At 67.4% G+C, this 15,164-nt stretch carries 11 protein-coding genes; 6 read left to right on the top strand and 5 right to left on the bottom strand.

Annotation, left to right across the window (positions count from 1 at the left end; all coding sequences use genetic code 11):
• Positions 1-140: 140 nt before the first annotated feature.
• Positions 141-1,139: a dienelactone hydrolase family protein gene (locus ACZ1I2_RS22990; RefSeq protein WP_465175704.1), complete on the bottom strand. Its 999-nt coding sequence runs from the start codon at positions 1,137-1,139 to the stop codon at positions 141-143.
• A 243-nt stretch (positions 1,140-1,382) separates the two neighbouring features.
• On the opposite strand from ACZ1I2_RS22990, the gene ACZ1I2_RS22985 reads away from it, so the two are divergent.
• The 5 genes from ACZ1I2_RS22985 to ACZ1I2_RS22965 all read left to right on the top strand — a co-directional run bounded on the left by ACZ1I2_RS22985 (position 1,383) and on the right by ACZ1I2_RS22965 (position 10,265).
• Complete coding sequence (locus tag ACZ1I2_RS22985; RefSeq protein ID WP_465175705.1) at positions 1,383-4,034, top strand: TonB-dependent receptor; 2,652 nt, start codon at positions 1,383-1,385, stop codon at positions 4,032-4,034.
• Positions 4,035-4,038: 4 nt separating this feature from the next.
• The gene (locus ACZ1I2_RS22980) at positions 4,039-5,616 is read left to right on the top strand and encodes a tannase/feruloyl esterase family alpha/beta hydrolase (RefSeq protein WP_465171863.1); all 1,578 of its coding nucleotides are present in this window, start codon (positions 4,039-4,041) and stop codon (positions 5,614-5,616) included.
• Between the two features lie 64 nt (positions 5,617-5,680).
• Positions 5,681-7,117, top strand: coding sequence for an aldehyde dehydrogenase (locus ACZ1I2_RS22975; RefSeq protein ID WP_465171864.1), 1,437 nt, complete (start codon positions 5,681-5,683; stop codon positions 7,115-7,117).
• A gap of 30 nt (positions 7,118-7,147) precedes the next feature.
• The gene (locus ACZ1I2_RS22970; RefSeq protein ID WP_465171865.1) at positions 7,148-7,984 is read left to right on the top strand and encodes a p-hydroxycinnamoyl CoA hydratase/lyase; all 837 of its coding nucleotides are present in this window, start codon (positions 7,148-7,150) and stop codon (positions 7,982-7,984) included.
• A 154-nt stretch (positions 7,985-8,138) separates the two neighbouring features.
• Positions 8,139-10,265 (top strand): acetate--CoA ligase family protein, encoded by a 2,127-nt coding sequence (locus ACZ1I2_RS22965; RefSeq protein ID WP_465175706.1) that lies wholly within the window; start codon positions 8,139-8,141, stop codon positions 10,263-10,265.
• Between the two features lie 115 nt (positions 10,266-10,380).
• Here ACZ1I2_RS22965 and ACZ1I2_RS22960 read toward each other — a convergent pair whose 3' ends face one another.
• The 4 genes from ACZ1I2_RS22960 to ACZ1I2_RS22945 form a co-directional block, all read right to left on the bottom strand.
• The gene (locus tag ACZ1I2_RS22960) at positions 10,381-10,824 is read right to left on the bottom strand and encodes a MarR family winged helix-turn-helix transcriptional regulator (protein WP_465175707.1); all 444 of its coding nucleotides are present in this window, start codon (positions 10,822-10,824) and stop codon (positions 10,381-10,383) included.
• A 69-nt stretch (positions 10,825-10,893) separates the two neighbouring features.
• Entirely contained in the window at positions 10,894-12,204 is a 1,311-nt protein-coding gene (locus ACZ1I2_RS22955; RefSeq protein ID WP_465175708.1) for an MFS transporter, read from the bottom strand.
• A 238-nt stretch (positions 12,205-12,442) separates the two neighbouring features.
• Positions 12,443-12,868 (bottom strand): MarR family winged helix-turn-helix transcriptional regulator, encoded by a 426-nt coding sequence (locus ACZ1I2_RS22950; protein WP_465171869.1) that lies wholly within the window; start codon positions 12,866-12,868, stop codon positions 12,443-12,445.
• On the bottom strand, positions 12,858-13,889 hold the full coding sequence (locus ACZ1I2_RS22945; RefSeq protein WP_465175709.1) for a Rieske 2Fe-2S domain-containing protein: 1,032 nt from the start codon (positions 13,887-13,889) through the stop codon (positions 12,858-12,860). Before ACZ1I2_RS22945 ends, ACZ1I2_RS22950 begins: the two co-directional genes overlap by 11 nt.
• 96 nt (positions 13,890-13,985) lie before the next feature.
• Here ACZ1I2_RS22945 and ACZ1I2_RS22940 point away from each other — a divergent pair, with 96 nt between their 5' ends.
• Complete coding sequence (locus ACZ1I2_RS22940; protein WP_465175710.1) at positions 13,986-15,101, top strand: 5-methyltetrahydropteroyltriglutamate--homocysteine S-methyltransferase; 1,116 nt, start codon at positions 13,986-13,988, stop codon at positions 15,099-15,101.
• Positions 15,102-15,164: the final 63 nt, after the last annotated feature.

Here is a 15,164-nt window from a genome sequence, read left to right as displayed (position 1 = left end):
GTCGGCCGAACGACTAAAACAGACCGTCACCCCGGACTTGTTCCGGGGTCCATCGGTCCGCAAACACAACATCTGCGGCGCTTGCGGAGGAATGGATGCCGGAACAAGTCCGGCATGACGACAGGCTTGAGGTGAAGACCCTATTCGATCCCCTTGCGCTCGACCGTCCAGGCGGGGTCGGTGCACAGGCCGCAGTCCTTGCCGGTGAAGCGTAGCGCGGCGCGCTTGTCGCCCGCCAATTGCCAGTCGAGCCAGTCGACCGCCACCGCTGCCGCCGCGCCGCCATTGGGCTGGGTGAAGGTGCCGCCATGGCCGACACCGAGATTGGCGACCATCACCGGCACGGTGTCGATCCGTTTGAAATCGTCCATGCCATTGGGATAGGCGACGTCCTTCGGCCCGCCGAGAATGTAGAGCACCGGGGTGTGCAGCCGCTTGAGCAATGCCTTGTCGACGGTGATGCCGCTGATCGGGTTGCTGCCGTCAGCGAAGATACCGCTATTGTGGATGATCACGGCGTGGACGCGCGGATCGATCGCTGCCTCGAGCGCCTGGAGCCCGCCGCAGCTATGGCCGGAAACCGCGATCCTGTCGGTGTCGAGCTTGCCGAAGAACGGGCTGCCCGGCCGCTTGTTCTCGGCATAGGCCCAGTCGATCGCCGCGATCAGCGCGGCTGACGTAGTCGCGACCGGGGGCAGCTTGCCCGTCGCTGGATCGATGCCGCGCTCGGGCACCTTGGCCGGCTGCGCGCCCGGGCCGCTGAGGATCGCGCCGGGTGCGATGGCGAGATAGCCGTGCGAGGCGATCTCGGCGAGGTGGAGCCGCGCGCTGGCACCGTCGGCGCGGCAGCCGCCATTGCCCCAGGCGAGAATGCCGAGCTTGCGCGTGCCGAGCGCCGCCAGATCGGCCGGGCGATAGACGACATGATCGGGCAGGGAGGCGACGACCTGCTTGACCGCGGGATAGGGGCCGGTGCCGGGCGTATCGGGCATCGCGGCATAGGCGGCACGCTGCGCCGCCATCTCCCTGGCGAGGTCGGCGTTGGCCTGCGGGCTGACCTGGGCGGACGCGGTGGAAAGGGCCATGGCCGCCAGCAAGCTGGTCATCGCCGTGCCGCGCGCGAGGTGCCGATACCGCATCCGTCTCTCCCTGTTCGACGCCCGAGTCGCACGCCGGTTGACCGGTCGTGGCGCGGGAATCCGCCTGATTTCAACGGCCAGCCTATCGACGGATCGGCAGGCTTGCAAGCGCTTGCAATCAGCTTATACAGATTGTTATAAGCCATTACTTCCGGTGCGGCGACGAGCGCTCTACCGGGCTCGAAGGGAGTCCATCCGTCACGGCACGCAGATGCCGGATGCGGAGGACAGGGGAGAGGAAAAATGATCCAGATGATGAACCGTCACGCCTTGCTCGCATCGAGCGCCGCGATCGGACTGATCGCTTTTGCCGGACCGGCCATGGCGCAGACCGCCGAGCCCGTCAGCCAGGCGGCACCGGCCGATCAGACGCCTGACGCGGCCGAGGACGTTGCCGAAGTGGTCGTCACCGGCAGCCGGATCCGCGGCATCGCGCCGGTCGGCTCCAACGTCATCGCGATCGACCAGGCGAAGATCGCGCAGGAACCCGTCACCTCGGTCAACGATCTGCTGCGCCGCGTGCCGCAGGTCGTCTCGCTGGGTGCGAACCGCAATGGCGGCACGGCGCAGAACGGCGCGGCCAACGCGACGCGCGGCGCCGGCATCAACCTGCGCGGCATCGGCACCGGCGCGACGCTGCTGCTCTATGACGGCAAGCGTTTCCCGCCCCAGGGCACCCAGGGCCAGTACACCGATCCGTCGGTGCTGCCGAGCATCGCGCTCGGCCGGGTCGAGGTCGTCGCTGACGGTGCGTCGGCGATCTACGGATCGGACGCGATTGCCGGCGTGGTCAATTTCATCCTGCGCAAGGATGTCGACGGGATCGAGGCGCGGGCGCGCTACGGCTTCACTGACGGCAATTACAACGAGGCGCAGGTCTCGGCGATCGCCGGCAAGAAATGGGACGGCGGCTCCGCCATGATCGCGGGCGAATATACCCGCAACTCGGCGCTGCGCGGTTACGATCTCCCCTGGTACCAGGACGACAACCGCTCCCGCGGCGGGCGCGACCTGCGCACGACCAATTGCCGACCCGGCACGATCACCGCGGGCGGCAACACCTATGCCATTCCGGCGGGCGGGGTGACCTCGGCCAATGTCGGCACGCTGGTCGCCGGGACGTCGAATAAATGCTTCTATAACGGCCTCGATGCCGTGGTGCCGGAGCAGCAGCGCTACAGCGTGGTCGGTGCCGTGACGCAGGATGTGGGCAGCGTGCGCATCTTTGCCGATGGTTTCTATTCCTACCGCGACGGCATCATCCTCGGCACGGCGGACACCTTCACCGCGACGGTGCGCAACACCAATCCGTTCTTCGTCTCGCCGGTCGCCGGTGCGACGCAGGAAACGGTGACCTATTCGCTGCTTCCGGAGCTCGGGCCCGATCGCAATCCCTATCATTCCTATTCCTGGAACCTGATGGGCGGGGTCGAGGCCAAGCTGTTCGGCGACTGGTCCGGCACGGTCTATTATGCGCACGGCGCCTCCCGCGACGTCGCGGATCGCCGCAAGGGTGTGAACACCGCGGCGCTGAACGCGGCGCTGGCCGACGCCAATCCCGCGACCGCGCTCAACGTGTTCGGCGGGACCAACAATGCGGCGACGCTCGCGCGGATCAACGACAATTATTTCGTCATCACCGGGGCGACGCGGCTCGATGTGGTGAACGCGCAGATGGACGGATCGCTGTTCGCGCTGCCGGGCGGCAATGTCCGCCTCGCGGTCGGCGGCGAATATCGCAAGGAATATACCTTCACCGATCTCGCGACCGGCAACAGCGCGGCGCAGGTCCATGTCGCCGATGACGGATCGCGCAATGTGAAGGCCGTGTTCGCCGAGCTGTTCGTGCCGATCGTCGGGGTGGACAATGCCATGCCGGGGATCGAGCAGCTCAGCCTGTCGGTCGCCGGGCGCTATGAGGATTACAGCGATTTCGGCGACACGACCAACCCGAAGATCGGGCTGACCTACAAGCCGGTCGATGGCGTCACCCTGCGCGGCAGCTATGGCACGTCGTTCCGCGCGCCGACCTTTACCGAGGTGTCGACCATCGCGGGCGGCGCCGGGCTCTATTACGACACCCTGCCCGGGCCGAACGGGAACCTGACCGGCATCGGCATCGCCGGCGGCAATCCCGACCTGAAGCCGGAGACCGCCAAGACCTGGTCGGTCGGCCTCGAGATCGCGCCTCGCGGCGTGCCCGGGCTGGTCGCGACCGCGACCTATTTCGACATCAACTATACCAACCAGATCCAGGCGCTGCGCGGCACGGCGGGCCTGCTCACCAACCCGATCTATGCGGCGTTCCGCAACCTTTCCCCGACTCAGGCGCAGATCACCGCGCTGATCAATTCGGGGCTGCCGATCAACAACACGATCAACGCATCGGCGGTCGCGTTCATCGCTGACGGACGGCGGCAGAATCTCGGCACGTCGCTGGTCAGCGGGATCGATTTCGGCCTGAACTATGGCTGGCAATGGAGTGACTTCAAGCTCGATGCCGGTGTGCAGGGCACTTATTACACGCGCTACAAGTTCGAGGCGGTGCCGGGATCGGGGCTGGTCGATGTGCTCAACACGATCGGCTTCTCGCAGAAATTCCGGATGCAGGCCGACACCGGCATTGCGTGGAACGGCTTCCGTGCGCGGGCGACCCTGAACCATCTGTCGGGCTACCGGAACAACACCGTGGTGCCGAAGCAATATGTGAAGGCCTATGACACGGTCGACCTGTCGCTCGGTTACGACATCACGCCGCGCATCACTGTGTCGGTCGATGCGCGTAACCTCTTCGACCGCGATCCGCCCTTCGTCGACACGACGCGTGGCTATGATCCGCAATCGGCCAATCCGGTTCCGCGGCTGATCTCGTTTACCGCCGGCGTGAAGTTCTGATCCGGTGAAGTCCCTGCTCGCCATGCTGGCGTTCGTCCCGGCGCTCGCGGTTGCGGCGCCGGCCCAGGCCACGACCTGTGCCGACCTGGCGGGCAGGCATGCCGGATCGGTCGAAGTTGTGTCGGCAACCGAGATCGTGCCGGAGGCGAAGGGCTGGGCGCCCGCCACCGACAGTTTCTACAAGCCGCAACCGGTCCGCGCTTCGCTGTGCCGGGTCGAGGGGCGGATCGAGGGCAGTATCGGCTTCGAGCTGTGGCTGCCGCTGGCGGAACAATGGAACGGGCGGTTGCTCGGCGCCGGGGTCGGCGGTGATGCTGGGGTGTTCAACTATAACGACATGAGCCGGCGCATCGGCGAGGGCTTCGCCACCGTCACCACCGATAGTGGGCACAAGGCCAGCATGGCGCACTGGATGATGGAGGCCAAGGCGCGCGACGATTACGAGCACCGCGCGGTGCATCTGACCGCGGTGGCGGCCAAGGCACTGGTCGAGCGCTTCTACGGCAAGCCGGCGAACCGCAGCTATTTCTCGGGTTGCTCGGGCGGCGGACGGCAGGCGCTGAAGGAAATGCAGGCCTATCCCGGCGATTATGACGGCGTGATCGCCGGCGCGCCCGGGCCGTACATGCCGCTGATCTCTGTCCGGATGATGTGGTTCTCGCTGGCGCAGAAGCGCGATGCGGCGGGCGCGTTGAGCGACGAGGACTGGGCGCTGTACGAGAGCGCGTCGAACAAGGCATGCGATGCGCAGGATGGCCTGCGCGACGGCGTGGTCGAGAATCCGCTGGCGTGCCGCTTCGATCCGGCCGTGCTGGCGTGCAAGCCGGGCGAGACCAGGGCATGCCTGTCGCCGCCGCGCCTCGCCATGCTGCGGCGGATCATTGCCCCGATGCCCGACGAGCGCGGCCGGGCGATGGACAAGGGACTGCTGCCGGGCGTGCGCACGCGCCCCGGCCCGGCCTCGCCATTGCTGCGCGCGATGTGGGGCGATGCGGTCTATCGCAATCCGGACTGGAACGAGAACAGCTTCCAGCGCACGCGTGACCTGGCTTTGGTCAACAAGACGATGCCCCAGCTTCGCGCCGACAGCACGAGGATCGCGCCGTTCCTTGCGCGGGGCGGCAAGGCGATCGTCTATCAGGGCTGGCAGGACCCTTCGGTGATCGCCGGACCGACGGTCGACTATTATGCCGCGCTCGCCCGGGCCAATGGCGGGTACGAAAAGCTCGATGACTCGGTCCGGCTGTTCATGGTGCCGGGCATGTATCATTGCGCGCGCGGGCCAGGCGCCGACCAGTTCGGCGGATCGGGCCAAGCGACCGTGGCGGGCGATCCGTCGCGCGACATGCTGTGGTCGCTGATCGACTGGGTCGAGCAGGGTCGCGCGCCGGCGCGGATCGAGGCAGCGAAGGTCGCCGACGACAGGGCGCTGTTCACGCGGCCACTCTGTGCGTTTCCGCAACGGGCACGATATGACGGCAAGGGCGACCCGAAGGCCGCTGCTTCGTTCAGCTGTGTTGTCGAACCCGATTATCTCGCTCAGCTCACGCCGAAAGTGATGCGCGCCGCCAGGCGCCGATGACGTCCGAGGGTCTTGCGGCCCCTGATTCATCATGCTATGTCACATAACAATTAAGGAGAGGGTGATGACCGAGTTCGACACCATGCTCGCCGAGCGTTCGGCAACGACCTTCGACCGCCTCAACCCGGTGACGGGGGAAGTGGCGACCACCGCACCGGCCGCGACGATCGCTGACGCCAATGCGGCGTGCGAGGCGGCGGCGGCCGCCTTCCCGATCTGGTCGGCGATGGGGCCCAATGCGCGACGCGCGCTGCTCAACAAGGCGGCCGATGCGCTGGAGGCCAAGGCGCCGCAATTCATCGAGGCGATGATGGGCGAGATCGGCGCGACCCGGGGCTGGGCCGGCTTCAACCTGATGCTCGCCGCCGGGATCGTGCGCGAGGCCGCCGCAATGACCACCCAGATCGGCGGCGAAGTCATCCCCTCCGACAAGCCGGGCTGCATCGCGATGGCGCTGCGCGAGCCGGTCGGCGTGATGCTGGGCATCGCGCCGTGGAACGCGCCGATCATCCTCGGCGTGCGCGCAATCGCCATGCCGCTCGCCTGCGGCAACACGGTGGTGCTGAAAGCCTCCGAGCAATGCCCGCGCACCCACGGCCTGATCGTCGAGGCGTTCGAGGAAGCCGGCCTGCCCAAGGGCGCGGTGACTCTGGTCAGCAATGCGCCGAAGGACGCGGCCGAGATCGTCGGCGCGCTGGTCGACCATCCCGCGGTGCGCCGCATCAACTTCACCGGATCGACCGCGGTCGGCAAGATCATCGCGATCCGCGCGGCGGGGCATCTCAAGCCCGTGCTGCTCGAACTGGGCGGCAAGGCGCCGCTGATCGTGCTCGACGATGCCGATCTCGACGAAGCCGTGAAGGCCGCCGCGTTCGGCGCGTTCATGAATTCGGGCCAGATCTGCATGTCGACCGAGCGGATCATCGTGGTCGACAGCGTCGCCGACGCGTTCGTCGAGAAGTTCGCGGCCAAGGTCGGCTCGATGCCGGTCGGCGATCCGCGCGAAGGCAAGACGCCGCTGGGCGCGGTGGTCGACCAGAAGACGGTCGATCATGTGAAGAGCCTGATCGCCGACGCGCTCGGCGCGGGCGCGGTGCAGGTCAATGGCAGCGATTCCCACGGCGTGCTGATGCCGGCGCATGTCATCGACAAGGTCACGCCCGAGATGAAGCTGTTCCGCGACGAGAGCTTCGGGCCCGTGGTCGGCATCGTCCGCGCGCGCGACGAGTCGCATGCGATCGAGCTGGCTAACGACACCGAATACGGTCTGTCGGCGGCGGTATTCACCAAAGACACGGCGCGTGGCCTGCGGGTGGCGCGCCAGATCAAGTCGGGCATCTGCCACGTCAACGGCCCGACCGTGCATGACGAGGCGCAGATGCCGTTCGGCGGCACCAAGGCCTCCGGCTATGGCCGCTTCGGCGGCAAGGCCGGCATCGACAGCTTCACCGAGCTGCGCTGGATCACGATCGAGACCCAGCCCGGCCATTACCCGATCTGATTCAATTCCCTTTCCAAGAACGGACCTTCCATGACCGAGACCAGCTCCAACGGCACCGTTGCCTATGACGTGATCGACCGCATCGCCTGGGTGCGTTTCAATCGCCCGGACAAGCGCAACTGCATGTCGCCGACGCTCAACCGCGACATGATGGAAGTGCTCGACCTGCTCGAGTTCCGCGACGATGTCGGCGTGCTGGTGCTGTCGGGCGAGGGCACGGCCTGGTCGGCCGGCATGGATCTGAAGGAATATTTCCGCGAGACCGAGGCCAAGGGCCTGGGTGCCAGTCGTCAGGCGCAGCGCGAGAGCTATGGCTGGTGGCGGCGCCTGCGCTGGTACCAGAAGCCGACCATCGCGATGGTCAATGGCTGGTGCTTCGGCGGCGGTTACGGCCCGTTGTTCGCCTGCGACCTGGCCTTTGCGGCGGACGAAGCGCAGTTCGGGCTGAGCGAGATCAACTGGGGCATCCTGCCCGGCGGCGGCGCGACCAAGGTCGCGACCGAGCTGCTGCCGTTCCGCAAGGCGATGTACCATGCGATGATGGGCGAGAATGTCGACGGCAAGACCGCCGCCGACTGGGGCCTGGTCAACGAGGCGCTGCCGCTTGCGGACCTGAAGGCGCGCGTGACCGAGGTCGCTGGCGTGCTGCTCAAGAAGAACCCGGTCGCGCTGAAGGCGACCAAGGACGCGGTCCGCCGTGTCGGCGTGATGAGCTATGACGATGCCGAGGATTATCTGATCCGCGCGCAGGAAGCGGCCAACAGCTACGACAATGAAGGCCGCAAGGAAGGCATCAAGCAGTTCATCGACGACAAGACGTTCAAGCCGGGGCTTGGGGCGTACGACACGTCGAAGCAGAAGGCCTGAAGCTTTCGGCCTTCCCTTTCCCGTCATGCCGGACTTGTTCCGGCATCCATGCTTCCGCACACGCCACCATTGTTGCGTTCGCGGGACGATGGACCCCGGAACAAGTCCGGGGTGACGACAGCAGCGTTGGCGGCCTGAACTACCGGAGACTGAAGTGACCACCGACACCAAGCTCGCCACCCCTTCGCTCGACCGGCTGCTCAAGGCGCGGTCGGTGGCGATCGTGGGCGCTTCGCCGACGCGTGGCGCGCTGGGCAATTCGGTGCTGCTCAACCTGCAGCGGCACGGCTTTGCGGGCGAGATCCACCTGATCAACCCGAAGCGCGACGAGATCGCGGGCCGACCCTGCCTTAAATCCGTCGACGCGCTGCCGATGGGCGTCGACGCCGCCGTGCTGGCGATTCCCGGCGCGGCAGTGCTCGATACGGTGCGTGCGCTGGCCGCGCGCGGCGTGGGCGCGGCGGTGATCTTCTCGGCGGGGTTTGCCGAAGGGGGCGAGGAAGGGCTCGAGGCGCAGCGCGAGGTCGCGCGGATCGCGGCCGAGCACGGCATGGTGATCGAAGGGCCGAACTGCCTGGGCATGGTCAATTATGTCGACGGCATTCCACTGACCTTCGTCGAGACCCCGGCGCAGCGCCTCGACGGGAAGCCGGGCATCGGCATCGTCTCGCAGTCGGGCGCGATGGCGGTAGTGCTGGGCACCACGCTGATGTCGAAGGAGCTCGGCATTTCGATTTCGGTCTCGACCGGCAACGAAGCGGCGAGCGGGGTCGAGGATTATGTCGACTATCTGCTCGACGACCCGAACACCCAGGTGATCGGCATGATCGTCGAGCAGTTCCGCAAACCCGCGCGCTTCCTGGCGCTGGCGGCGAAGGCGCGCGCGGCGGGCAAGCCGATCGTGCTGCTCCATCCGGGCAAGAGCAGCGCCGCGCGCGAATCCGCCGCGACGCATACCGGTGCGATGGCCGGCGACTATGCGGTGATGCGGGCCAAGGTGGAGCGCGCCGGCGTGGTGCTGGTCGACAGCCTGGAAGAGCTGGGCGACGTGCTCGACCTTGCGCTGCGCAGCGGGCCGCTCCCGGCGGGCGGTACCGCGGTGCTGACGGAATCGGGTGCGTTCAAGGCGCTGGCGCTCGACCTGTGCGAAGCGCTGGCGCTCGATCTGCCGGCGATGGAGGCAGCGACTGCGGCGCGGATGCGCGCGGCGATCCCCGACTTCATCCCGGTGAGCAACCCGATGGACCTGACCGCGCAGGCGCTGGTCGATCCCGATCTGTATCGCCGTACCCTGGAGCCGCTGCTCGACGACCCGACCTATGGCAGCGTCATCATGGGCATCATCCAGACCGACGAAGCGACGTCGCGGATGAAGTTCCTGCCGATCATCGAGGCGATCCGCAGCCTGAAGCCGGGCAAGCCGGTGATCTTCGCCGGGCTGGACGACGGCGCCGACGTGCCGGCGGAGTATATCCGCGACCTGCGCGCGCTGGGCGTGTCCTATTTCCCGTCGCCCGATCGCGCCTTCCGCGCCGTGGCGCAGCTCAGCCGACTGGCTGCCCGCGACTTCACCAGCGCCGATACGCCGCCGGTGGCGGCCGAGCTGCCGATCGGTGGCGGCGTGATCCCGGAATATCGCGCCAAGCAACTGCTGGCGCCGCTCGGCGTGCCCTTCCCCAGGGGCGGGTTCGCGCGCGATGCGGCGGAAGCCAAGGCGGTCGCGGCGGAGATCGGCTATCCCGTGGTGCTGAAGGCGCAGGCCGCCGCACTCTCGCACAAGAGCGATGCGGGTGGGGTGATCCTGAACATCGCCGATGATGCGGCGCTCGATGCGGCCTGGGCCCGGCTCTATGCCAATGTCGCGGCGCACGCGCCGGGCGTGGCGCTCGACGGGGCGCTGGTCGAGGCGATGGGCGCGCGCGGCACCGAGCTGATCGTGGGCGCGCGCGGCGATCCCGAATGGGGCGCGACGATCCTGGTCGGTTTCGGCGGCGTGATGGCGGAGATGCTGCACGATTTCCGCCTGCTGCCGCCCGACCTGACGCGCGACGCGATCATCGCCGAGCTGCGCCGGCTGAAGAGCGGGCCCTTGCTCGACGGCTATCGCGGGTCGTCCGCGCTGGATGTGGGCGCGGTGGCGGACGTCATCCTGGGGCTGGGCCGGCTGCTGGCGGGCACGCCGGCGATCCGCGAGATCGATCTCAACCCGGTGGTGGTCTATCCCGACGGGCAGGGCGCGGTTGCGCTCGACGCGTTGATCCTGACTGATCCGGCGGGGTGACCGGGCGGGCTTGAGAACCGCTCCCTCCCCGTTCGTTTCGAGCGTAGTCGAGAAACATTGTTGGAGCGCCAAGCCCGGTTTCTCGACTGCGCTCGAAACGAACGGGAGTAGGGGGTCAGCGCTCCTGCGCTTCGATCCGGGTGAGCAGGGCGATCAGGGTGCGGCGCTCCGCCGCGGTGAAGCCGGCGAGCATGCGCTGCTCGTGCTGCTCGATCCGGGCGAGGCAATCCTTGAGCATCGCGTCGCCGGCCGGGGTCAGGTTGAGCGCGAAGGCGCGGCGGTCGTAGCTGGCGGTCTGGCGGTCGACCAGGCCGGCATCGACCAACTGGTTGATCAGCGCCACCATATTGGCGCGCTGGATGCCGAGCAGGCGGCCGACCTCGCCCTGGTTGATGTCCTGGTTGGCGCCGACCACGGAAAGGATGCCGAACAGCACCTGGCGCATGCCGGTGCCTTCGATCGCGCGGGCGAAATCGTTGGAAAAGGCACTGGAGGCGCGGCGGAGATGATAGCCGGCAAGGCTTTCCAGCGCGCCGAGCGCGGCGTCGTCATCTTCCATGGGCACGGACGCAATCGGCAAACAGCTTCTCCTGATCGGCACCTGGCATAGGTCGAGTCACGCGCCGCCTCAAGCCGCCGTCGCCGCGGCGTTCCGGCGCAGCCCGAACAGCGCGAGCGCCGCGACCAGCGACCCCATCGCCATCAGCACCGCGACCGTCGCGAGGCCGAAGCCGGCGGCGAACAGGAAGCCCGCGAGCGCCGGGGCGAGCGCCGAGCCGCCGCGCCCGATGCCGATGACGAAGCCCGTGGCGGTGGCGCGCAGCGAGGTCGGGAAGGACTGGGCGAGCAGCGCATAGAGGCCGACCACGCCGGCATTGGTGACGAAGCCGGCCAGCGCGGCGACGACCGACAGGCCGTGCAGGCCGGATTGAGGCTGGCCGAAGGCAATGACGAAGCCCGACGAGAGCAGCATCGCGACGATGGTGAGCGTCAGCAATCTGACGCGGGCGGTAAGCAGGCCGAGGATCAGCGAGCCGGCGGCGCCGCCCAGGCTGGCCCAGACCAGCACCCCCGCAGCAGACGAGGGCGCGAAGCCCATGTCCACGACGATCTTGGGAATCCATTTCAGGATGAAATAGAAGGTCATGATGTGCGCGAGATAGGCAAGCGTCAGCAGCACGGTGACCCGGGCTAGCGCGGGTGAGAACAGTGCCGACACCGGCAAGGGAGGCGGTTCGTCCGCGACCGGCGGTAGCGCGTCGATCGGCCCATGGCCCATGCGCGCAAGCGTACGGTTGATCCGCTCCAGCGCGTTCGCCGGGCGCTTCTGCATCAGGAAGGCGATCGACTCCGGCGCGCGCCACAGCACGATCGGGATGAAGCACAGCGTGACGATGCCGCCGAACACGAACACTGCCTGCCAGTCATAGCTACGCAGCAGCACCGCCGATACCGAACCCCCGACGACGGTGCCGATGGGATAGCCGCCGGCCATCAGCACGACGGCGAGCGGGCGGCGGGCGGCGTTGGAGGCCTCGGCGACGGCGGCGTTGGTCGCCGCGAGCATGCCGCCGATCCCGAGCCCGGTGAACAGCCGCCAGCCGGACAGGGTGACGATATCGTGCGCGGTGGAAGCGCCGAACATGCCGGCGGCCATCACGACGAGGCAGGCGAGGATCATCGCGCGGCGCCCGATCCGGTCGGCGACGCGGCCGAGCACCAGCGAGCCGGCGGCCATGCCGATCAGCTCCATCGACAGGACGAGGCCGAGCGCGGCGCGATCCACGCCCCAGGACCTGGCGATGCCGGGCGAGGCGAAGCTGATCGAGAGCACGTCGAACCCGTCGAGCGCGTTGAGCCCGACCATGACCGCCACGACGCCCCATTGGAACGGCGACATCGGCTCGCGGTCGAGGATCGTGCGCGGATCGGTGGCCATCTCATCCCCTCTTTTCGTTATGTGCGGAAGGTTGCCGGATTTTGCTATGTTATGCAACAATTCTTGAGGCGTACCTATCTGGCTGCAACGGCAAATGTACACCGAAATCCGACGTCACCCCGGACTTGTTCAGGGGGACCATCGCGCCGCAGAAGCAACGCCTGCATATTTGCGGAAACATGGATGCTGGAACAAGTCCGGCATGACGGAGGGGGGCGGAGCACGTCGCTGACCCCCATTAGTCATGGATCCGGCGCAGGAAACCGATGAGCTGTGCGGTCTCCGCCCGGGTAAACCGCCCTTTCAGCCAGTTCTCGTGCGTCTCGATCGCCTTGCGCGCCTCGGCGAGTATGGTCTGTCCTTCCGGCGTCAGCGACAGCGCGATGCGGCGGCGGTCGGTTTCGGCCGGGCCGCGGGCGAGCAGGCCACGGCGTTCGAGCGCGTGGACGATCGCCATGGTGGTCGCGCGGTCCATCTGGAGGCGGCGCGACAGGTCGGTCTGGGCGATGCCGGGCTGGTCATGGGCGAGCCACAGGACCGAGACCTGTTTCTGGGTCAGGTCGAGATCGGCGAAGTGATCCGCGAAATGGCGCTGCACCGCGCCGTGCGCGAGGCGGATATGGAAGCCGAGGATCGCGTCGAGCGCGCCGAGCTCATCCGGCAAGGCCGGCCTCCGCGCGGGCGAGGCGGTCGATGATCCGGCGGGCGCGGACGCCGCCCTGATCGATGGCATAGGCCCTGAGCTTCATGTCGGGGTTGGCCGCGATCGACCGTTGCTGCGCTTCCAGTATCTCGACATCCTCCAGGAACACGGCGCCCTGCTGCGCCTTGAAGCGGGCGGTGAAGCCCGTATCGGCGATATCGAAATTGCGCGCCATGCCCCAGAAATAATGGCAGCTCGTCTCGGTCTCCGGGGTGATCGCATCGACCACCATGCCGCGCACGCCCTGATCGTGCTGCTCGGGCGTCGCGCCCGCCGCGACCGGCGCCACGCCGACATCGATCAGGACCGAGGAGGGCGGCAGGAAGTGGCAGATCTGCCAGCGGTCGACCAGGCCGTCCTGGCGCAGTGCGTCACGCCAGAAGGGCGGGGGCTCGATGCCCGGCATCCAGCGCCGGACGATCACCTCGTCGCCGCGCGTTTCGGTCTCGATCGGCGTCTCGTTGATCTCGAGCTGGCCGATCGACCCCGCATGGACATAGGTTTCGTGGCTGAGGTCCATGAGATTGTCGATCACGAGGCGATAGTCGCAGGCGATGCGGTAATAGCCGCCGTCGAAGGTCCAGCCCGGGGCGCTGCACGGCCAGTAATCGGGGATCAGCGCGGGGTCGGCCAGCGCCGCCTCGCCGATCCAGATCCAGACATAGCGGTGGCGTTCGGCGACGGGATAAAGCGTCGCGCAGACCGACTTGTTCACGCGCTCGGCCTTGACCGGCATCTCCTCGGCGCAGCCGTCCGGCCCGATCTTCAGGCCGTGATAGCGGCAGCGGATCGAGTCGCCTTCCTTGATGCCCATCGACAGCGGCAACAGGCGATGCGGGCAGGCGTCGCGCATCGCCACGACGCCGCGGTCGAGCTTGCGGTAGAGCATCACCGCCTCGCCGCAGATCGTGCGGGCGATGGGCGAGCGGTCGACCTCGCTGTCCCAGGCGGCGACATACCAGCGGTTGCGGATGAAGGTCATGGGCTCTCCTGACGACGCGCTTGACCGCATCATTATATTGTACGTAACACGTACAGATAATCCGACTCGAACGGATGGTGCAAGGAGAGTGATTCGATGCCGGGCAAGCCCCCCTTCCGTGCCGACCATGTCGGCAGCTTCCTTCGCCCCAGGGCGCTGATCGAGGCACGCGCCGCGCACCGCGCCGGCGAGATCGGGCCGGCCGAATTGCGCGCGGTCGAGGACGAGGCGATCCGCGACGTGGTGCGCTTCCAGGAGGATCTGGGGCTCAGGGGCATCACCGACGGCGAGTTCCGGCGGACCTATTTCCACACCGATTTCCTGCTGCAGTTCGACGGCGTCGAGGAAGCGGGCGGGACTCAGGTGAAGTTCCACCAGCATGGCGGCAAGGAGCTGGAATATGCCCCGCCGGTGATGAAGGTGGCGGGCAGGATCGCCCATGCGCACGACATCCAGCGGCGCGATTTCGAATTCCTCGCCTCGGTCACCTCGGCGACGCCCAAGGTGACGATCCCGTCGCCGACGATGCTGCATTTCCGCGGCGGGCGCGAAGCGATCGATGCGGAGGCCTATCCCGACCTGGAAGAATTCTACGAGGATGTGGCCGCGGCCTACCGCGCCGAGATCGCCAGCCTGGCCGGGGCCGGGTGCCGCTATATCCAGCTCGACGACACCAACCTCGCCTATCTGTGCGACGAGACTCAGCGCGAGAATGCGCGGCGGCGCGGCATGGACCCCGACGAATTGCCGCGCGCCTATGCCCGGCTGATCAACGCCGCGATCCGCGACCGGCCGGCCGACATGGCGGCGTGCGTGCATCTGTGCCGCGGCAATTACCGGTCGAGCTGGGCGGCGGAGGGCGGATATGAGCCGGTCGCCGAAGTGCTGTTCAACGAGCTCGCGGTCGACGGCTATTTCCTGGAATATGACGATCCGCGCTCGGGCGATTTCGCGCCGCTGCGCCATGTGCCCAAAGACAAGACGGTGGTGCTGGGGCTGGTCACGACAAAGCTGGGCGAGCTGGAAAAGCCCGATGACGTCAAGCGGCGGATCGACGAGGCGGTGGCGTTCATGCCGCTCGACCAGATGGCGCTGAGCCCGCAATGCGGCTTTTCGTCCACCGTGCACGGCAACGACATCGAAGTCGGGCAGCAGCGCGACAAGCTGAAGCTGGTGATCGATGTGGCGCGGGACGTCTGGGGGACGGTGTAGGCGTTCGCTGTTATCCGCCGGGAACAGCGAAATAACAGGGAAGATATTTATCTTGCCTCCCGC

The organism is Sphingomonas sp. BL-S-29 (genome assembly GCF_055521495.1).
Note: the sequence above shows the minus strand (reverse complement) of the source record. Positions and strands in the feature narration are given on the sequence as shown.

Excerpts from the sequence above, each read along its gene's own strand:
- ACZ1I2_RS22990 (WP_465175704.1), bottom strand. The coding sequence starts at position 1,139 with ATGCGGTATCGGCACCTCGCGCGCGGCACGGCGATGACCAGCTTGCTG.
- ACZ1I2_RS22985 (WP_465175705.1), top strand. The coding sequence starts at position 1,383 with ATGATCCAGATGATGAACCGTCACGCCTTGCTCGCATCGAGCGCCGCG.
- ACZ1I2_RS22975 (WP_465171864.1), top strand. The coding sequence starts at position 5,681 with ATGACCGAGTTCGACACCATGCTCGCCGAGCGTTCGGCAACGACCTTC.
- ACZ1I2_RS22970 (WP_465171865.1), top strand. The coding sequence starts at position 7,148 with ATGACCGAGACCAGCTCCAACGGCACCGTTGCCTATGACGTGATCGAC.
- ACZ1I2_RS22960 (WP_465175707.1), bottom strand. The coding sequence starts at position 10,824 with ATGGAAGATGACGACGCCGCGCTCGGCGCGCTGGAAAGCCTTGCCGGC.
- ACZ1I2_RS22955 (WP_465175708.1), bottom strand. The coding sequence starts at position 12,204 with ATGGCCACCGATCCGCGCACGATCCTCGACCGCGAGCCGATGTCGCCG.
- ACZ1I2_RS22945 (WP_465175709.1), bottom strand. The coding sequence starts at position 13,889 with ATGACCTTCATCCGCAACCGCTGGTATGTCGCCGCCTGGGACAGCGAG.
- ACZ1I2_RS22940 (WP_465175710.1), top strand. The coding sequence starts at position 13,986 with ATGCCGGGCAAGCCCCCCTTCCGTGCCGACCATGTCGGCAGCTTCCTT.